At 72.8% G+C, this 19,056-nt stretch carries 15 protein-coding genes and 2 pseudogenes; 2 read left to right on the top strand and 15 right to left on the bottom strand.

The window, feature by feature from the left end:
* The first annotated feature begins 45 nt into the window (after window positions 1-45).
* The gene (locus ACZ45Q_RS11485; protein WP_468258352.1) at window positions 46-1,500 is read left to right on the top strand and encodes a peptidoglycan D,D-transpeptidase FtsI family protein; all 1,455 of its coding nucleotides are present in this window, start codon (window positions 46-48) and stop codon (window positions 1,498-1,500) included.
* Between the two features lie 174 nt (window positions 1,501-1,674).
* A pseudogene (locus tag ACZ45Q_RS11480) lies at window positions 1,675-2,181 on the top strand (SigE family RNA polymerase sigma factor); the annotation flags it as partial.
* Between the two features lie 2 nt (window positions 2,182-2,183).
* Here ACZ45Q_RS11480 and ACZ45Q_RS11475 read toward each other — a convergent pair.
* From ACZ45Q_RS11475 to ACZ45Q_RS11405, 15 genes and pseudogenes are all read right to left on the bottom strand, one after another.
* Complete coding sequence (locus ACZ45Q_RS11475) at window positions 2,184-3,389, bottom strand: dienelactone hydrolase family protein (RefSeq protein WP_468258349.1); 1,206 nt, start codon at window positions 3,387-3,389, stop codon at window positions 2,184-2,186.
* The gene (locus ACZ45Q_RS11470) at window positions 3,376-4,488 is read right to left on the bottom strand and encodes a pectinesterase family protein (RefSeq protein ID WP_468258347.1); all 1,113 of its coding nucleotides are present in this window, start codon (window positions 4,486-4,488) and stop codon (window positions 3,376-3,378) included. The genes ACZ45Q_RS11475 and ACZ45Q_RS11470 overlap by 14 nt, the downstream gene beginning before the upstream one ends.
* Before the next feature lie 126 nt (window positions 4,489-4,614).
* Window positions 4,615-5,940 (bottom strand): pectate lyase family protein, encoded by a 1,326-nt coding sequence (locus tag ACZ45Q_RS11465; RefSeq protein WP_468258344.1) that lies wholly within the window; start codon window positions 5,938-5,940, stop codon window positions 4,615-4,617.
* Between the two features lie 36 nt (window positions 5,941-5,976).
* Complete coding sequence (locus tag ACZ45Q_RS11460; protein ID WP_468258341.1) at window positions 5,977-6,786, bottom strand: rhamnogalacturonan acetylesterase; 810 nt, start codon at window positions 6,784-6,786, stop codon at window positions 5,977-5,979.
* 97 nt (window positions 6,787-6,883) lie between these two features.
* Window positions 6,884-8,242, bottom strand: a complete 1,359-nt coding sequence (locus ACZ45Q_RS11455) for an ABC transporter substrate-binding protein (protein WP_468258338.1) — start codon at window positions 8,240-8,242, stop codon at window positions 6,884-6,886.
* A 70-nt stretch (window positions 8,243-8,312) separates the two neighbouring features.
* A pseudogene (locus ACZ45Q_RS11450) lies at window positions 8,313-9,362 on the bottom strand (pectate lyase family protein); the annotation flags it as partial.
* A gap of 41 nt (window positions 9,363-9,403) precedes the next feature.
* Window positions 9,404-10,912 (bottom strand): glycoside hydrolase family 43 protein, encoded by a 1,509-nt coding sequence (locus tag ACZ45Q_RS11445; RefSeq protein ID WP_468258336.1) that lies wholly within the window; start codon window positions 10,910-10,912, stop codon window positions 9,404-9,406.
* On the bottom strand, window positions 10,909-11,754 hold the full coding sequence (locus ACZ45Q_RS11440) for a DUF6807 domain-containing protein (RefSeq protein WP_468258333.1): 846 nt from the start codon (window positions 11,752-11,754) through the stop codon (window positions 10,909-10,911). Before ACZ45Q_RS11440 ends, ACZ45Q_RS11445 begins: the two co-directional genes overlap by 4 nt.
* Window positions 11,751-12,908 carry a Gfo/Idh/MocA family protein gene (locus ACZ45Q_RS11435; protein ID WP_468258331.1) on the bottom strand — a complete coding sequence of 386 codons (1,158 nt, stop codon included), beginning with the start codon at window positions 12,906-12,908 and terminating at the stop codon, window positions 11,751-11,753. The genes ACZ45Q_RS11440 and ACZ45Q_RS11435 overlap by 4 nt, the downstream gene beginning before the upstream one ends.
* A gap of 38 nt (window positions 12,909-12,946) precedes the next feature.
* Window positions 12,947-13,849: a carbohydrate ABC transporter permease gene (locus ACZ45Q_RS11430; RefSeq protein ID WP_468258328.1), complete on the bottom strand. Its 903-nt coding sequence runs from the start codon at window positions 13,847-13,849 to the stop codon at window positions 12,947-12,949.
* Window positions 13,846-14,781, bottom strand: coding sequence for a carbohydrate ABC transporter permease (locus ACZ45Q_RS11425; protein WP_468258326.1), 936 nt, complete (start codon window positions 14,779-14,781; stop codon window positions 13,846-13,848). The genes ACZ45Q_RS11430 and ACZ45Q_RS11425 overlap by 4 nt, the downstream gene beginning before the upstream one ends.
* A gap of 118 nt (window positions 14,782-14,899) precedes the next feature.
* The gene (araD, locus tag ACZ45Q_RS11420; protein ID WP_468258324.1) at window positions 14,900-16,642 is read right to left on the bottom strand and encodes an L-arabinonate dehydratase; all 1,743 of its coding nucleotides are present in this window, start codon (window positions 16,640-16,642) and stop codon (window positions 14,900-14,902) included.
* On the bottom strand, window positions 16,639-17,547 hold the full coding sequence (locus ACZ45Q_RS11415; RefSeq protein WP_468258321.1) for a dihydrodipicolinate synthase family protein: 909 nt from the start codon (window positions 17,545-17,547) through the stop codon (window positions 16,639-16,641). The genes araD and ACZ45Q_RS11415 overlap by 4 nt, the downstream gene beginning before the upstream one ends.
* Window positions 17,544-18,221: a GntR family transcriptional regulator gene (locus ACZ45Q_RS11410; protein ID WP_468258319.1), complete on the bottom strand. Its 678-nt coding sequence runs from the start codon at window positions 18,219-18,221 to the stop codon at window positions 17,544-17,546. Before ACZ45Q_RS11410 ends, ACZ45Q_RS11415 begins: the two co-directional genes overlap by 4 nt.
* A 148-nt stretch (window positions 18,222-18,369) precedes the next feature.
* Window positions 18,370-18,969 carry a TIGR03086 family metal-binding protein gene (locus ACZ45Q_RS11405; RefSeq protein WP_468258316.1) on the bottom strand — a complete coding sequence of 200 codons (600 nt, stop codon included), beginning with the start codon at window positions 18,967-18,969 and terminating at the stop codon, window positions 18,370-18,372.
* Window positions 18,970-19,056 lie beyond the last annotated feature (87 nt).

Genomic DNA, 19,056 nt, shown 5'->3' with positions numbered 1-19,056 from the left:
AGGGAAGGGAACGATTCGCCGCCGTCCGTTCGTCCAGTCATCGGGATGAACAAGACGATCAGGCGAGCCTCGGTCTTCACGCTGCTCCTGGTGTTCGCCCTCCTGGTGAGGGCGACCTGGGTGCAGTTCTACGAGGGCCGGGCGCTGGCGGACGACAAGGACAACCGGCGCAACGCGATAGAGACGTACGCGGAGCCGCTGGGCAACATCATTGTGGCCGGTGAGTCGGTGACCGGCTCGGCGCGCACGGAAGGGGGTGACCTGGCGTACAAGCGCACGTACAAGAACGGCGAGCTGTACGCGGCGGTGACGGGCTACGCCTCGCAGGCCTACGCACCGACCCAGCTGGAGGGCATCTACCAGGACGTGCTCAACGGCACCGATCCGCGGCTGAGGACCGTGATGGACACCCTCACCAACCAGCGGGCCGACCCGGGCAACGTCGTCACCACCATCGACCCGGCGGTGCAGAAGGCCGGGTTCGAGGCGCTGGGCGACATCAAGGGCGCGGCCGTCGCGATCGACCCGAGGACGGGCCGGATCCTCGGGGTGGTGTCGAGCCCGTCGTACGACCCCGGGTCGCTGACGGACGCCGCCACCGCCGGTGAGGCCTGGCAGCGGCTGACCAAGGACGAGGACAAGCCGCTGACCAACCGCGCGCTGCGCCAGCCGCTGCCGCCGGGCTCCACGTTCAAGCTGGTCGTCGCCGCGGCGGCACTGGAGGACGGGCTGTACGACTCGGTGGACGTCAAGACCGACAGCCCGGACCCGTACACGCTGCCGGACACCGTGACGGTCCTGCCCAACGAGAACCCGAACGCCCCCTGCGAGAACGCCACGATCCGCACCGCGCTCCAGTACTCCTGCAACAACGTCTTCGCCAAGATGGCCGTCGACCTCGGCCAGGACAAGGTGCGGGCGATGGCCGAGGAGTTCGGGTTCAACGACGAGACGCAGGACGTGCCGGTGCGGGCCTACACCAGCGTGTACCCGAAGGACATGAACCGGCCGTCGACGGCCCTGACGGGCATCGGCCAGTTCGACGTGACGGCGACCCCGTTGCAGATGGCGATGGTGTCCGCGGCGATCGCCAACGACGGCAAGCTGGCCTCGCCGCACATGGTCTCGCAGATCACGGACAGCGGCGGCGACGTCCTGGAGGACCACTCCGACCCGGACGAGAAGCGGGTCGTCAGCTCCTCCACCGCCGAGCAGCTCCAGTCGGCGATGCGGACGGTCGTCGAGGACGGCACGGGGTCGAACGCGCAGATCGCCGGTGCCACCGTGGGCGGCAAGACGGGCACCGCGCAGCACGGCGAGAACAACAGCAAGACGCCGTACGCCTGGTTCACCTCGTACGCCAAGTCGGACTCGTCGGACCGGGAGGTGGCCGTGGCGGTCATCATCGAGCAGTCCGACGCCGCCCGCTCCGAGGTCAGCGGCAACGGCCTGGCGGCGCCGGTGGCCAAGGCGATGATGGAGGCGGCGCTCAAGGAGTAGACGCCCCGGCGGGGCCGCACGGTCCCGGAGGGCTCGAAGGGTTCGAAGGGTCGGCCGGCCATACGGCGTTCGGCACACCGCACGATCAGTGCACCCGACGCTGCTACAGTCCGGATTCCCGCCCGGCGCATAGCTGTTCGACGCCGGGGAGTCCGCTGCGAGGAGAGTCCGCCCGTGGGCACAGTCGTCGACGACGCCGCCTCCGCGGAGTTCCACGCCTTCTTCGAGCGCCACTACGCCGGACTGGCCCGGCTCGCCCAGCTGCTGACGGGCGAGCCGGACACGGCCGACGACCTCGCGGCGGACGCCCTGCTCGCCCTGTGGCACCGCTGGGACCGGGTGCGCGCGGCGGACCATCCGGTGGCGTACGCGCGGGGGGTCGTCGCCAACCTCGCCCGCACCCGGGTGCGCACCACCGTGCGCGAGCGCAGACGGATCGCCCTGTTCTGGGCGCAGCGCGAGGAGCGGACCGAGAACCCGGACGTCGCGGGCGTGGTGGACGTGCAGGAGGCGCTGCGCCGGCTGCCGTTCCGCAAGCGGGCCTGTGTGGTGCTGCGGCACGCCTTCGACCTGTCCGAGAAGGACACGGCGCTCGCCCTGGGGGTCTCGGTGGGCACGGTGAAGAGCCAGACGTCCAAGGGGATGGCCGAGTTGCAGCGGTTGCTCGGCGCACAGGCGGCGCGTCACCTGCGAGTGAGCCCCGGGCACCCCGGTCCGCCGGCCCGCCCCCCGTCCCGGTGCGTGCCGTCCGAGCCCCCACTCGGCCGGCCGTCGGACGCCCCCGCCGGTGACGACCGGCGAGGGCGTTCCCCTGGCGGCTCCGCACGGCCGCCGGGCGACTCCAGCCAGCCGAGGACCGACTCCTGCATCGGCACCGTGAACGCGTGCCCGGTGTCCGGCCACAGCTCCGTGCGCAGCCGGTCGCCGGCGCCCACCGAGCGCCAGACGGCGCGCAGCTTCGCGTAGGCGGCTTCCACGCCCGCGGTGGTGAACAGCGGGTCCCGGTCACCGCCGAGGAACAGCATCGGCCGCGGCGCGGCGATGCCCGCCACGTCCGGGAGGTCGAGGTGGCGGGAGAGCCCGGGGTGCAGCATGTGGAACGCCGACTGCCCGCGCAGCACGTTGTTGCCGGGCACCAGCAGCTCCTTCAGGCCCGTCATCCAGCACACGCTCGCCGCGGCGGCGACGTGGTCGCTGAGGGCGGCGGTCTGCCAGGCCCGGTAGCCGCCCAGGGAGAAGCCGAGGGCGGTGACCCGCCGGGCGTCCACCCGGTCCAGGCCGGCGAGGAAGGCGGCGGCCCGCTCGTCCTCGCGGGCCAGCAGTCCGGCGAGGGAGACGCCCAGGTGGAAGAGGGTGCTCGCCAGGGCCTGCTGGTCCGCGTAGGCGAGCGGCCCCCGGTCGCCCCAGCCGAGGGCGTCGAGGCAGAGCACGGCATGGCCGCGCCGGGCGAGTTCGTCGCCGAGGAAGCGCCCGCCGTAGTGGCGCGCCGCCCACTCCTCGGCGGCGGCCAGCCGGGCGCGGTCGTACCAGGGGCGGACCAGCTTCTCCTTGCCGATGTCGAAGCGGGAGCCGTGGTCGTGCAGGAGCAGCACCGCCGGGAAGGGCCCGGCGCCGTGCGGGGTGAGCAGGGCGCCGCGGACCCGCGCGTACCGGGTGAGGGAGACGGTCACCAGCTCCCGGGTGTAGCCGTCCCCCTCCGCGCGGGCGCCGAACTCGGGCGCGTACGGTGTGGCGTCCTGCCGGTCGACGAGCAGCAGTTCCTCGACCTTGGCGCGGGCCGCCCGCCGCCAGGCGGCGAAGTCACGGACCGGGGCGGTGCCCCAGGCCAGTGGGAAGGTCAGCTCGTCCTTGAGCGCCTGGTGGAACGCGGGCAGCTCACCGGCGGTCATACGGCCGCCAGTCGCCGAGGTGGGCCTCCCTGGTGTGCGCGGCGGCCTCGGCTCGGGTCAGCTGGGGGCGGTTGTCCGGGACGGTGACGGCGGCGCCGGGCCCGGTGTTGCGGTACTCCCGGAAGCGCTGCTCCTGCCACGGGTGCGCGTCGCGCATGTTCGCGTACGGCGCGACGGCGTCGATGCCCCGGCTCAGGTGGGTCTCGCGCACGGTGAGCATGGGGCGGGCGGTGGTGTCGGAGCTGGGCACCCAGGGGCGGGCCAGCTTGTAGTGGCCGTCGGGGGCCTCGCTGGTGACGCGGCTCCGGACGACGAGGTAGCCGCGCGGGTTGTCGCCGGCGGTGGACGGCGCGAACACGAAGCCGTACGGGGGCCCGGACAGGTCGGTGCGGGTCAGGGTGCGGAAGTGGCAGTGCTCGTAGACGGCCGTGGCCCGGCCGAAGACGAAGTCGACGTCGCCCTCGACGTAGCAGTGGGCGTAGTACTGGCGGGCGAAGAGGCCGCGGTCGCGGCTGTCGGCGTACAGGGTGTCCTGGTGGCCGAGGAAGCGGCAGTGGTGGAAGGCGGAGCGGTCGCCCATGACCTTGATCGCGACGGCCTGGGTGCCGCTGACGCCGGGGTGGTCGGCGCGCAGCCAGTCGTTGGCGAAGGTGATCCGGTGGGCGGTGAAGCCGTCGGCGCGCACCGTGGTGGTGGCCGAGCCGCTGGTGCCGTAGGTGCCGCCGCCCGGTTTCGGGGTGCCGGCCGCGTTGTCGTACACGACGACGACGTCCCGCGGGTCCTCGCCGGCGCCGATCCAGGTCATGTCCGTGCGGCCGGTGTCGACGGCGACCGTCTCCCGGTAGGTGCCCGGCGCGATCACCAGCGTCCAGCCGCTGCCGGCGGCGGTGACGGCGGCCTGGACGGAGGTGAAGTCGCCGCGGCCGTGCGGGTCCACGTAGAGGGTCTTCGGGGTGCGGCGGGCGGCCGGTGAGCCGTGGGGGCCGAACGGGCGCGGGCCGGTGCCGGCGGCCGCGGCGGGCGCGGTGAGGGCCAGGGCGGCGCCCGCGCCGGCGGTCGCCAGGAGGAGTCCCCGGCGGGTGAGGTCGGGTCGGTGCATGCGGGTGCTCCTTGGGGAGGGGTGCGGGGTGCAGGGTGCGGGTGCGCGGGTGCGCGGGTGCGCGGGTGCGCGGGTGCGGGGTGGGCCGGGGCGGTGCGGGCGCCCCGGCCCGGTTCGAGGGCCGCGTCAGCGCAGCCGGCCGGCGCCCGCGCCGTGGGCGACGATCAGCGGGACGGCCCGGGCCGGGTGGACGGCGGTGCGCAGGGTGGGCGTCCAGCCCGCGCCGGAGGCCAGGGGCGTGTCCGGGTTCTCCGCGTTGTGCGCGGCGATCAGATCGACGGCGCGGCCGTCGACCCGGTTGTGGGCGGCGGTGAGCGGCGAGTCGTTCCACCGCTTGAGGACCTTGGCGGGGCTGGTCCCCCGGGGCAGCGTGAAGGCGTTGTGCTCGGCGACGAGCCGGGACTCCTTGCCGATGCCGAAGCTGTAGGAGTACTTCTCGCCGGCCACGAAGTGGTTGTTGTAGACGTCGACCTGGCCGAAGCGGACCCGGGGGGCGCGTTCGACGAGGTTCTTGAACAGGTTGTGGTGGAAGGTCACCTTCAGGCGCCCGCGGTCGGTGGCGGCGGCGGACTCGCTGTCGCTGTTGCCGATCAGGATCGTCTTGTCGTGCTCGGTGAAGACGTTCCACGAGGCGGTGACGTGGTCGGCTCCGCGCACGATGTCCAGTTGCCCGTCGTGCTGCTGGTACAGCATGCCGAAGTAGGTGGGCGCGGCGCTGTCCGGGTGGGCGCCGTCGGTGAAGGTGTTGTGGTCGAGCCAGACGTGCGTGGAGCCGTACACCACGGCGCTGTCGTACTCGGAGTTCCAGTTGCCCTTGCTGCCGTCCGTCGGGTCCCACTGCGGGAAGCAGTCCACCGGGCTCTCGAAGGTCAGGTTGCGGACGATGACGTTGTCCACGCCCTTGATCTGGAGGCTGGCGCCCTTCAGCCCGGCGCCCCGGCCGACGCCGATGATGGTGGTGTCGGAGGGCACGTTCACCTTGATGGCCGCGTCCTGCCGCGCGGCGGAGGCGCGGCGCAGCCCCTCGGGGCTGTCGTCGGGCTCGGCGCTCAGGTCGGTCTCCCGGCCCCAGTTCTCCGGGGAGTACTTCTCCAGGTAGGCGTCGAAGTCGTACCCGGGCACGGCGAAGGCGTCGCAGCCGTCGGCGACGGCGTCGATCATGCCCTTGACCTTGATGATCCTGGGCGCGCCGCCCCCGGCGGCGAGGGCGGCCCGGAACTCGGGCCAGGTGCGGACGGTGTACACGTGCTCCCGGTCGGCGCCGGCCCCGCCGGTGGTGCCGGCGCCGGCCGAGGCCCAGCCGTCACCGGCCGGCAGGGTCTGCCGGGCGGGGTCGCCGTGCCGGTCGCGGGCCTGGGCGGCGGTACCGGTGAGGGACAGCACGAGGGCGGTGCAGCCGGCCAGGGCGGCCGTTCTCTTCATGGCATGCCCATGCCAGACTGGTCTGTTCATGGTGCGGCTCTCCTTCTGCGAGGTCGAGTGGGGTGGTTACGCGGGTGACGCTGCACCCGGGGCGGGCCAGCCGATCCAGGACCCGGGGATCTCCTCGTCCAGCCGGCGCACGTCCCGGTGCGCCAGCACCCGCGTCCGCAGCAGCTCACGCGCGACCAGCCGGGCCACCTCGATCGCGCCCGGCGGGTTGAAGTGCGTGTTGTCCTGCTCGGTGCCGGTCCAGTTGAAGTAAGCCTTCGTCTCCTCCGGGCCGAGCCGCTGCCACAGCGCGAGGGACAGGGCCTGCACGTCCAGCAGCGCGACGCCCTCCTCGGCGGCGAGCGCCCGCATCGCCGCCGGGTACTCCCCGTGGCTCGGCAGGGCCTGCCCGCCGGCGTCGAACCGCCGCCGCTCGACGGGCGTGGCGAGCACCGGCCGGGCGCCCCGGGCCCGGGCTCCCCCGACGTACAGCCGCAGGTGCTCCTGGTACGTCGTCCAGGGCTCGGTGTAGCGGCTGGGGTCGTTCTTCTTCTCGTCGTTGTGTGCGAACTGGACGATCAGGAGGTCGCCGGCCCGGATCTCCCGCAGGATCGCCTCCAGCCGTCCTTCGTCGACGAAGCTCTTCGAACTCCGCCCGTTCACCGCGTGGTTGGCGACCGGGAGGTCCTTGCGGAGGAAGAACGGCAACGCCATGCCCCACCCGGTCTCGGGAGCGGCGTCGGCGTACTTCTGGGCGGCGGTGGAGTCACCGGCGAGGTAGAGGGTGCGGGTGCGCCGGCCGGCGGCCCGGGCGGTGCCGTTCGCCGCGAGGGCCAGGGGGACGGAGGCCACGGCGGCCGAAGCGACCTGTCTGCGCGTGAGTGTCACGCCGATCTGCCTTTCGACTGGGGACGGACGAGGACCGGCCCGGGGCGGCCGACGGTCCGCGGACCACGGACCGCCCCGTGGCGGAACCGGAGCACGGCTAGCCCATCTGCTCCGTCCACTCGGCCTGCGCCTCGTTCAGCTTCTCGGCCAGGTCGTCGAGGAACGCCTTCGCGGTCATGTCCCCGAGCAGCACCTTCTGGAACGCCGGCTCGCTCTCCGACTTGGACAGGGTGTTCCAGTCCGGCAGGTAGTACGGCAGCTGCACGATCGTGGTCGACCCGTCGCTCAGCGCGTCCGCCGCCAGCTTCGTCGGCTCCGCCTCGGCGATCCAGTCGTCCTTCGCGGCGTCCAGGTTCGACGGCACCTGCCCCGCCGACTCGTTGAACTTCGAGTTGGACTCGTGCGAGGTGGCGAACTCGATGAACTTCCAGGCCGCCTCCTTGTTCTTGGAGCTCTTGAACATGCCCAGTCCGTCGACCGGGTTGGACACCTGGACCCGCTTGCCGCCGGGGCCCACCGGCTGCGGTATGCCGCGGAACTTGTCCGTGCCGAGCGCCTTCACGTGGTCCTGGTAGGAACCCAGGTTGTGGTTGAGCATCCCGATCGTGCCGGTGTCCCACTGCGCGACCATCTTGGTGAAGTCGTTGTTCACGTCGGCCGCGGGAGTGACCTTCTTGTACAGACCGGCGTACTTCTCCAGTGCCTCGACGTTCTTCGGGTCGTTGACGGTGGTCTTCTTGCCGTCGGCGCCCCAGAAGGAGGTGATGCCGGACTGCCCGTACATCGCGTCGAGGGCCTGCGCGATGGAGCCCGAACCGCCGCGGATGGTGTAGCCGAACTCGTTCTTCGAGGCGTTCGTGAGCTTCTCGGCGGCCTCGTAGAACGTGTCCCAGCTCGTCGGCGCGTCCAGCCCGGCCTTCTCGAACAGGTCGGTGCGGTAGTACAGGACACCGTTGTTGGCGGAGGTCGGCACCGAGTACAGGGTGCCGTCGCCGCCGCCCGCGGCCTTCAGGGACTCGAGCATGTCCTTGTTGAGCTTGCCGTTCAGGGAGGACCCGGCGAGCCGGTCGTCCAGCGGCTCCAGCGCGCCCTGCGCGGAGAACCCGGCCAGCATCGCGGCGCCCACACCGCCGACGTCGGGGAGCCCGCCGGCCTGGATGGCGGTGTCCACCTTGGACTGGTACTCGGTGGCGGCGATCCCGACGTACTCGACGTCGATGTCCGGGTTGGCCTTCTCGAAGTCGGCGATGATCTCCTTCCAGATCTCGGTGCGGACACCGCCGTTGTTGTCCCAGAAGACGATCTTGCCCGTGCCGCTGCCCTCGGCGCCCGCGCCGCCCGCCCCGCTGCCGTCGTCACCGCAGGCGGTGGCGGTCAGCGCGAGCACGGCCCCCAGGGCGACGACGGCCGGTGTCCGGCGCCCGCCTGTCCTTCTGGTACGCATGCTGATCTTCATTGGTCGGCTCTCTTCTTCTGGATCCGGTGGAACGGGTGGAGTGCTGCTCGCGTGGGGGGGGTCAGTGGAGTCCGAGGCGCTGCTGCGGCCCGGAGAAGCGGTCGACCAGCGCCGGCACGGCCGCCGCCGGGTCGAGCCGGTAGTCGTAGAAGTCCCGCGGGTCGAAAGCGGTGCCCCAGGTGTCGTGGCGGCCGGTCGTGTCCTTCAGGACCGAACCGCGCTGCACCAGTTCGGCGGTGGCGTCCGCCTGGTAGGGGTGCTGGACCCCGTCGTAATAGCTGTTCTCGATGACCATCTCGGTCTCGCCGCGCGCCCAGTTGCCGTAGGTCCACACGGGGTCGCCGTCGGCCGGCTGCGCCGAGAGGAGGTTGTTGTACAGGTGGGCGCGGGCGCAGTTGTCCGCGGAGGGGTTGCGCTGCTTGGTGCCGGCGAACCAGTTGTGGTCGATCGTGATCTCGGTCTCGACGTCGTCCGTCCAGCCGATGCCCAGCGCCTTGTTGTGGTCGGTGAACCGGTTGTAGGAGACGGTGATGTAGCGGCTGTTCTTGCGGATGTCGAGCAGACCGTCGCCCATGCGCGTGAAGTGGTTGTGGTCGATCCAGACGTGGTGCGCGGAGTCCATCTGGATCGCGTCGAAGTCGTTGGTCTTGCCGTCCCGGTCGCCCTCGACGTAGCTGTCGCGGATCGTCAGATTGCGGATGATCACGTTGTGCGTGCCGGGCTTCAGGTGCAGCCCGCCGTGGACGATCTCGCCGGTGCCGCCGACGCCGATGATCGTCTTGTCGGAGCCCACCACGATCTCGGACCCGAAGGGCTGGACGGCGATCGAGCCGGCCACCCGGATGACGTACGGCTCCTCGGCCGCCGCGTACCTCTCCAGCGAGGCCTGGTCGGTGACGGTGACGACCCGGCCGCCCGCGCCGCCGGTGGTGCCGCCGGCCAGCGAGGCGAAGCCGTGCGGCCGGCCGGCGAGGCGGTGCCCCTGCCCGGCGGACCGCTCGGCGGCCGGGGCGGCCTGTGCCTCCCCGACCGTGCCGAGGGCCAGGGCGACGGCCAGGCCGAGGACGGCGGCCAGGGTTCTGCCGGATCCCGGCAGACGCTTGCTGCGGAAGTGCGTCATTGCGGCTCCCAAGCTCCCCACGGGCGTACGGGGGTCGGTGGTCAGAGGGTGGTGATCCGGAAGCGGGTGAAGCCGGCCGTCCCGGCGCCGCCCGCGCCGTCCGGCGCCAGTGCGAACAGCCCGAGCAGGGCGCCGACCCAGCGCCAGGGGGTGGCGGCGAAGACCTGGCCGGTCGGGCGCGGCCCGTCACCGAGGTCGTAGAAGAAGCGGCAGCGCGCCCCGCTCCCCAGCTCGACCCGCAGCCGGACCCGTCCGCCGGGCGCGGGCACCGGGTGGCCGGCGTCCCGTTCGCGCTCCGCCACCGTCTCCGCGAACCGGTGCACCAGGTGCACGGTCCCGTCCGTGCCGCGCTGGAGCCCGATCCAGCGGTAGGCGTCCCCGAGGACGGCGAGCCCGGCCCGCGCGCCGGGCTCCTCGGCGTCCAGGCGCAGTTCCACCTCGACGGCCGACGGCTCGCCGGGCAGCCGCTGGGTGAGGACGTTCGGCACCCGGCGCAGGTCGTGGGCGTCGGCGGAGCGGACGCAGGCCAGGCGCAGTCCGTCGCCGGAGTGCCGGACGGCCCAGCCGTCGCCGGGGTTGGCGGTCCACTGCCACTGGCGGCCGAACCGTCCGCCGGGGAAGTCGTCGTCGGTGGCGGGCGCGGCGGGCGGCTGGGGCGGCAGGGCGGGACGGCGGTGCTCGGTCACGGGCGCGCCGTCGTCGCCCAGCACCGGCCAGCCGTCGGCGTCCCAGGTCATGGGCTGGAGGTGGACGACGCGGCCGTAGGGCCCGCGGTGCTGGAAGTGCAGGAACCAGTCCTCGCCGGACGCCGTGCGCACCCAGCCGCCCTGGTGCGGTCCGTTGACGGCGGTGTCCTTCTGCTCCAGGACGACCCTCTCCTCGTAGGGCCCGAAGAAGTCGCGGGCGCGGAAGGCGCCCTGCCAGCCGGTCTCCACGCCGCCGGCGGGGGCGAGGATCCAGAACCAGCCGTCGTGCCGGTAGAGCTTGGGGCCCTCCAGGGTGAACCAGCCGGGGATGCGGTCGGCGTCGACGATCACCGTGCCCTCGTCGAGGAGCGCGGTGCCGTCGGGGTGCATGCGGTGGCCGGTGAGGCGGTTCTTGACGCCGGAGCGGGACTTCGCCCAGGCGTGCACCAGGTAGGCCTCGCCGGTCTCCTCGTCCCACAGGGGGCAGGGGTCGATCAGGCCCTTGCCCGCCTTGAGCAGGTGCGGGCGGCTCCAGGGGCCCCGCACATCGGGGGCGTTGACCTGGTGGATGCCGTGGTCGGGGTCGCCCCAGAAGATCCAGAAGCGGCCGTCGTGGTGGCGCAGGGACGGCGCCCACACCCCGCAGTCGTGCCGGGGCACGGCGAAGGCCTCGGCCGGTTCGAGCCGCTGGAGGGCGTGCCCGATCAGGGTCCAGTCGACCAGGTCGCGGGAGTGCAGCAGCGGCAGGCCCGGGACGCGCCCGAAGCTGGAGGCGGTCAGGTAGAAGTCGTCGCCGACGCGGACGACGTCCGGGTCGGACCAGTCGGCGTTCAGGACGGGGTTGCGGTAGGTGCCGGTGCTCACGGGCTCACCGCCTTGCGTGCGAGGGCGGCGGCGCCGTCCCGGTCCAGGAGGCCGTCGGCGACGACCGTGACGATCCGGCGGACGAGGGTGTCGCCGGGCGCGACCGTCAGCCGCGTGTCGTGGGCGAGGGAGGAACCGACGCCCGGGTACTCCTCGGCACGGACGAACCACGGGTCCCGCCGGGTCCGTTCGGTGGCGCCGGTGAACACCAGCGACCAGGTGGAGCCCACCAGCGCCAGCCAGTCGGCGCCCCGGCCGTGGACCTCCGCCTCGCCGGTGCCGTCCGCGGTGAAGACCTGCGGGGCCGCCTCCTCCTTGCGGGCCCGCCAGAAGAAGCCGCCGTAGGCCGCGCCGGGCCGCCCGTTGGTGGCGGGACTGCCGATGGTGAGCGGGCCGGCGGTGATGTTGGTGAGGGAGAAGGTGAGGTCCAGGGCCCAGGCGGTGCCGGTGAGCCCGGTGGCGGCGACCGTGCGGCGCTCGCGCAGCAGTTCGGTGCCGGCGGCGACCCAGCGCAGTTCCTCGACGAAGCCGTCCGGGTCGCGCAGCGCGAACGCGGTGTGCCGCTGGGCGCCGTGGTTGTCCAGCTCGGTCGGCCCCCGGTCGCGGACGAAGGTGCGTCCGCCCCAGAAGTTGTGCCCCTCGACGTCGGGAACGGCGACACCGACGCCGAGGTGGTGTGCGTGGTCGGCCGGGCTCAGCTCGGTGACCGCCGTGCCGCCCAGGGTGGTGACGGGGTGCAGGTAGGGGCGCGGGGAGAGCCGGGCGGGCAGTTCGGGACGGGTGACGCAGCGGGCGACGGGGCGGCCCGCCACGCGCAGCACCGGGGAGTCGGTGGTGGTCATCGGGTGCTCACCTCCCGCCGGGCGGCGGGTGCCGGGGCCCAGGGGGCGCCCAGCTCGGAGTAGAGGGACAGGGTGTCGGCGGCGGCAGCGACGAGGCCGTCGACGCCGGGCACCACGCGCCGGTTCTCGGCGTCGATCCGGTGCCAGGCCGCGGCGGGCAGCGGCTCGGGATCGGGGGCCCGCCGGATCGCCTCCACGACGGTCATGAAGGCGCCGGTCTCCTCGGGCGGGACGAGCAGCGCCTCGCCGGCGGTGAGGTGGGCGACCAGGTTCTCCAGCAGGTCGGTGCGGCCGTGGTCGTACTCCTCGGGGCCGTGGCCGGCGCGCTGGAGCAGGACGCGGTCCTGCTTGTACCAGAAGGTGATCCGGCCGCTGGTGCCGTGCACCAGGACGTACGGTTCGGCGGGCCGCTCGGCGCACAGGGTCGCGGCGACGGTGACCCGGTGCCCCTGGGCGGTGGCGACGCGGACGCAGGAGGTGTCGTCGGCCTCGATGTCGTTGGCGTGGCACAGCTCGGTCTCGATGCCGGTGACGTCCTCGGCGCGGGTGCTGCCGCCGAGGGCGAGCGCGGTGGCGACGGCGTGGGCGAGGGGGTTGGTGAGCGCCCCGTCGACCACGTCGGCGCCGTCCAGCCGCCGCCGGCCCGCCCACGGCGCCCGGCGGAAGTAGGCCTCGTCGCGCACCCAGGCTCCGGCCCCGCCGATCCCGACGACCTCGCCGATCGCGCCCTCGGCGACCAGTGCGCGGATCGCCGGCACGGCGTGCGAGCCCAGCGACTGGAAGCCGATCTGGCAGGCGACGCCGGCCTCGGCGACCCCGTCGGCCATCCGCCGGAACTCGGCGTAGGACGGTGCGGGGGGCTTCTCCAGCAGCAGGTGCACGCCCCGGCGGGCGGCGGTGAGCGCCAGGTCGGTGTGGGTCGGGATCGGTGTGCACACCACGGCGATCCGGGCGCCGGTGGCGTCCAGCAGGGCGTCGAAGTCGGCGGACTGCTCCGGGAGGGGGCCGCCGTACTCCTCCTCGGTCAGCGGGGTGAGTTCGCAGATGCCGGCCAGCCGGACCAGGCCCCGGTCCTGGAGCCCGCTGATGTTGGCGAGGTGCCAGCGGCCGTGGCCGCGGGCGCCCGCGAGGACGACGGGCAGGGGTGCGCTCATGGCGGCCGGGGTCTCCTTCCTGTGGGTCCTCGCGCCGGTCATCCCTTGACCGCCCCCGCGCTGAAGCCCGTGATCAGCCACTTCTGGATGAAGGCGAAGACGATCACCACGGGGACGGCCGCGATGATGCCGCCGGCGGCCAGCGCGCCGAGGTCGACGCTGTCGGCGCTCATCAGGCTGTTGAGACCGACCGGGATGGTCTGCTTGCTCTGGTTGTTGAGGAACATCAGGGCGAACAGGAAGTGGTTCCAGGAGTGCACGAAGGCGAAGGAGCCGACGGCGATCAGGCCGGGCCGCAGCAGCGGCAGGACCACGATCCGGAAGGCCCGGAACCGGCCGCAGCCGTCGACCCAGGCGGCCTCCTCCAGGGAGTAGGGCACGTTCTTGATGAAGTTGCTGATCAGGATCATGGACAGCGGCAGCTGGAAGACGGTCTCGGCGAGGATGACGCTGCCCAGCGAGTTGATCAGCTGGAGTTCGGCGAAGATCTCGAACAGCGGCACCAGCAGCAGCGCGCCCGGCACGAACTGGGAGCACAGCAGGGCCAGCATGAACGCCCGCTTGATCCTGAAGTCGAACCGGGCGAGCGCGTAGCCGCCGGCCAGGGCGACGATCGTGGTCATCACCAGGGTGGCGAGGCCGACGAGCACGCTGTTGCCGAAGTAGGTGCCGAAGCTCCGCTCCGTCCAGACCTTCTCGAAGTGGTCGAAGGTCATCGGCCACGGCACCAGCGAGGTGGAGCCGGACGGGCGCAGGGAGAAGAGCAGGATCCAGTAGAAGGGGATGAGGGTGAAGACCAGGTAGATCCCGAGCGGCAGATAGATCTGCCAGCGGGGGACCTCGTCCCAGGCGGGGCGCTTCTTCGCCGACGGCGGCGGGCCGGGCGTGGCGGGCACGGCGGCGGGGGCGGGGGCGGCCTTGGTGGCCTCCTTGGTGATCACTTGGACTCGCCTCCGAACTTGCTCAGCCGCAGGTAGACGATCGAGCAGAAGAGCAGGATCACGAACGCGACCGTGGTCAGTGCGGACGCGTAGCCGAAGTCGTGGGCGTCGACGCTGGTGTGGGCGACGTAGAGCGGCAGCGTGGTGGTCTCGCCCGCGGGGCCGCCGCCGGTCAGGGTGTACAGCAGGTCGACGTTGTTGAACTCCCACACCGCGCGCAGCAGCGTGGACAGGATGATGGCGTCCTTCAGGTGGGGCAGCGTGATGTGCCAGAACTGCTTGAGGCGGCTGGCCCCGTCGACCTCGGCGGCCTCGTACAGGTCCTTGGAGACGGACTGGAGGTCGGCCAGGATGAGGATCGCGAAGAAGGGTACGCCGCGCCACAGGTCGGCGACGATCGCCGCCGGGAACACCGTCGAGGGGTCCGACAGCCAGCTGGTGCCGTAGGAGCCGATGCCGAGGTCGGCGAGGTAGCGGGTGATGCCGGTCTGGGAGTTGTAGAGCAGCACCCAGATCGCCGAGGTCAGCACGCCGGAGACGGCCCACGGGGAGAAGACCAGGGCGCGGCCCAGCCCCCGGCCCACGAAGGTCTGGTTGACGATCAGGGCCAGGGCGAGCCCGAACAGCAGTTGCAGGCCCACCTCGACGAAGACCCACTTGGCGCTGAAGACCAGCGTGTCCCAGAACAGGTCGTCCTCGGTGAAGATGCGGACGAAGTTGTCCAGGCCCGCGAATCCGTTCCGCCACGGCTTGGTGGGGTTGTAGTCCTGGAGGCTGTAGTAGAAGACGCTGATGACCGGGTAGGCGATGAAGCCCAGCATCAGCAGGCCCGCCGGCGCGATCAGCAGATACGGCAGCCTGCGCGGGGTGGCGGAGGCACGGCGCGGCCGGTCGGGCGCGGGCGGTTTCGCCACGGCTGCGGCTGGGGCCATGACTGTTCTCCGTTCTCGTACGTCGTGTCTCGTACGTCGTGCGTTCTCGGTGCGGCTCGTACGGGGTTAAGCGCTTTCTGCACGTGCGTCGTGGGGCGCGGGACAGCGGACGGGGGCCTCAGCCCGCGTAGGGGTCCGGGACCGCGCCCGGCCGGGCGAGGAACTCGAAGTCGCAGCCGGTGTCGGCCTGGGTGATCTGGTCGAAGTACAGGGCGCCGTAGCCGCGTCCGTAGGGCACGGGCGGCGGCGTCCAGGCGGCGCGGCGGCGTTCCAGCTCGGCGTCGTCCACGTGCAGGTGCAGGGAGCGGGCGGCGACGTCGAGGGTGATGCTGTCCCCGGTGCGGACCAGGGCGAGCGGGCCGCCGACGTACGACTCGGGGGCGACGTGCAGTACGCAGGTGCCGTAGCTGGTGCCGCTCATCCGGGCGTCGGAGATCCGCACCATGTCCCGCACGCCCTGCTTGAGGAGGTGGTCGGGGATGGGCAGCATGCCGTACTCCGGCATCCCCGGGCCGCCCTTGGGGCCGGCGTTGCGCAGGACCAGCACGCTGTCGGCGGTGATGCCCAGGGACGGGTCGTCGATGGTCCGCTGCATCGTCCGGTAGTCGTCGAAGACGACCGCGCGCCCGGTGTGCTTCAGCAGGTGCGGTTCGGCGGCGATGTGCTTGATGACCGCGCCGTCCGGGCAGAGGTTGCCGCGCAGCACCGCGACCCCGCCCTCGGCGGCGACCGGGTTGTCGCGGGGCCGGATGACGTCGTCGTCGTGCACCAGGGCGCCGGCGATCTGCTCGCGCAGGGTGTCGTGGCAGGCGGTGGGCCGGTCCAGGTGGAGCAGGTCGGGGATGCGGGAGAGGAAGCCGGGCAGTCCGCCGGCGAAGTGGAAATCCTCCATCAGGTACGTCCGTCCGCCCGGCCGCACGTTGGCCAGCACCGGCACCGTGCGGGCGATGCGGTCGAAGTCGTCCAGGGTGAGCGTCACGCCCGCCCGGCCGGCCATGGCGATCAGGTGGATGACGGCGTTGGTGGAGCCGCCGAGGCCGAGGACGGTGGTGACCGCGTCCTCGAAGGCGTCGGCGGTGAGGATGTCGCTCAGCTTCCGGTCGCGGCGGATCAGGTCGACGATCGCCATGCCGGCCCTCGCGGCCATCCGGTCGTGCCCGGAGTCGACCGCCGGGATCGAGGAGGCGCCCGGCACCGTGACGCCGAGCGCCTCGGCGGCGGCGGTCAGGGTGGAGGCGGTGCCCATCGTCATGCAGTGGCCGGGCGAGCGGGCCAGGCCGCTCTCCAGCTCCTGCATCTCGCAGTCCCCGATCAGGCCGGCCCGCCGGTCGTCCCAGTACTTCCACATGTCGGTGCCGGAGCCGAGGGTCTCGCCGCGCCAGTGGCCCGGCAGCATGGGCCCGGCGGGCACGAACACGGTGGGCAGATCGGCGGAGGCGGCACCCATCAGCAGGGCGGGCGTGGACTTGTCGCAGCCGCCCATCAGCACGGCGCCGTCGACCGGGTAGGAGCGCAGCAGCTCCTCGGTCTCCATGGCGAGCATGTTGCGGTAGAGCATGGGGGTCGGCTTCTGGAAGGTCTCGCTGAGCGTGGAGACCGGGAACTCCAGCGGGAAGCCGCCCGCCTGCCACACGCCCCGCTTGACGGCCTGGGCCCGGTCGCGGAGGTGGACGTGGCAGGGGTTGATGTCGGACCAGGTGTTCAGGATCGCGACGACCGGCTTGCCGAGGTGCTCCTCGGGCAGATAGCCGAGCTGGCGGGTGCGGGCGCGGTGGCTGAAGGAGCGCAGGCCCGCCGTGAGGCCGGCGCCGTACCACTGGTGGCTGCGCAGCTCCTCGGGGCGCCTTCCCTGCTCGGTCATATGGACCACCCCGCGGCGATGGCGGCGACCTCGGCGCGCGCGTCCTCGGGCAGCGGCTTGCTCGGCGGGCGGACCTCCCGGCGGCACAGCCCGAGCGCGGCCAGGGCCTCCTTGACGACGGTGACGTTGTTCGCGGAGCCGTCCTCGGCGCGCAGCTCCTCGAAGCGGCGGATCTGCTCCCAGACCTTCATGGCGGCCGGGTAGTCGCCGGAGCGCAGCGCCTCGATCATGTTCAGCGAGACGGCCGGGGCGACGTTGACCAGGCCGGATGTGAAGCCGGTGGCGCCGGCCGAGAAGTACGACGGGGCGTACGGCTCGGCGAGCCCGGCCACCCAGACGAAGCGGTCCAGGCCGGCGTCGCGGGCGAAGGCGGCGAACCGCGCGGCGTCCGGGACGGCGTACTTCACCCCGATCACGTTGGGGCAGGCGTCGGCGAGTTCGGCGAGGCGGGCGCCGGCCAGCCGCGGGTTGCGCAGGTAGGGCACGACGCCCAGCTCGGGGACGGCCTCGGCGATCGCACGGTGGTAGTCGACCCAGCCCTCCTGGGAGACGTAGGGGTGGACGGGCTGGTGGACCATCACCATCTGCGCGCCCAGCTCCCGGGCATGCCGTGCGGAGGCGACGGCGGTCGGCACGTCGTGGCCGACACCGACCAGGACGGCCGCCCGGTCCCCGGCCTCGGCGACGGTGAGTTCGGTGACGAGGCGGCGCTCGGCCGGGGTGAGGGCGTAGAACTCGCCGGTGTTGCCGTTCGGGGTGAGGGTGGTGACGCCCCCGTCGAGCAGGCGGCGCAGCAGGGTCCGGTAGGTGGCGGGGTCGACGGAGCCGTCCTCGGCGAACGGGGTCACCGGGATGGCCACCACGTCGGCCAGGGCCGCCCGCTGGGACTCGAACGTCGTTGTCATGCCTGACCGTCCTCTTCCTCGGCTCCCCCGGCCGCGGTGTCCGCTTCGGGGAAGGCCCGCTCGACGAACGACGCGATGTGGGCGTGGAGGGCGCGTGCGGCGCCGTCCGCGTCACCGGCGAGGGCGAGGCGCAGGATCTCCTGGTGCTCGTGCGCCTCCCGCTGCCAGGAGGGGTCGGCGGCCCAGGCGACGGCGGAGACGAGGGCCGCCTGGTCGCGGACCTCGTCGAGCATCCGGCCGAGCAGCGGGTTGCCGCACGGCAGGTACAGGGCGCGGTGGAACTCGCGGTTGGCCAGGGACCGTTCGGCGGCGTCGGTGGCGTCCTCGGCCCGGGTCAGGGCGGCGCGGGCGGCGTCCAGGGCGGCGCCGCGGCGCACCGCGCGCCGCAGCGCCTCGGGCTCCAGGAGCAGCCGGACGTCGTAGACCTCGCGCGCCATGTCCGCGTCCACCATGCGCACCGTGGCGCCCTTGTACTGGCTCATCACGACCAGTCCGGTTCCGGCCAGGGTCTTGAGCGCCTCGCGCACCGGGGTCTTGGAGACCCCGAACTGCGCGGCGAGTTCGGTCTCGACCAGAGCCTGACCGGGCGTCAGCTGACCGGTGAGGATGCGGCGTTTGATCTCCTCCAGCACGTACTGCGTGCGGGAGGGGATCGGCGTGGGCACAGAGGTCATGCGCGCCTCTCGGATATCGCGTATCGCGTCTCATATATGACGTACGGAGTACGACGCGATGAACGTAGGAGCGGCGCGACGGTTCGTCAATGGTTCTGACAAAGGAAGTTGAAAGGGCTTTCTGCCGTGCGGCTCGGCGGGCCCGGAGTCACCGGGTCCAGCCGGGGACCCGTCCGCTCAGCCCCACCGCCCGGTCCAGCAGGGGCGCGTCGTCGGGCACGGGGACGACGGGGCCGAACATGCCGCCGTCCCGCTCCGGTTCCGCGGCCGACGCGAGGAGGAGCCCGTACGCCGCCTCGAGGGCGGCCGGGTCGGGGGTGTAGTCCTGACCCGTGGCGCGGGCCAGGTCCCAGCCGTGGATCACCAGTTCGTCGGCCGCGACGACCCCGGCGACCTCGCCGGGCAGGTCGATCCCGCCGGCCCGGGTCATGCCGGACCAGGCAGCCGGGTCACGCCACGCCTCGGCGAGCCCGGCGAGGGCCTCGGGCAGCTCCTCACGCCATCGGGGCCCGATGTCGGGCACGGCCGTCTCCGGGTCGGTGTCGGTGGTGGCGCCCAGCTCCTTGCGCCCGGCGTCGCGGAAGGCGACGGCCAGGCCGGTCAGGTGGCCGAGCAGGTTGCGCACGGCCATGCCGGGGCAGGGCGTGGGGTCGGTGAGCCGGTCGTCGGTGACGCGGTCCGCGAGACGGGCGACGACGCGCGCCTGCGGTCCGAGGTCGAGGGTGCCGGTGGTCTGGTCGGTGGTCATCACTGCTCCTCGTCGGGCGGATCGGTCGGGGAGGCATCGCCGCCGCCGAACCGGGCGGCGACCCGGCCCTCCCGGGAGGCGGGCCGG

Source organism: Streptomyces sp. NPDC031049, assembly GCF_055571015.1.
The sequence above is the reverse complement of the archived record's forward strand: the minus strand, read 5'-3'. Positions and strand labels throughout refer to the sequence as shown.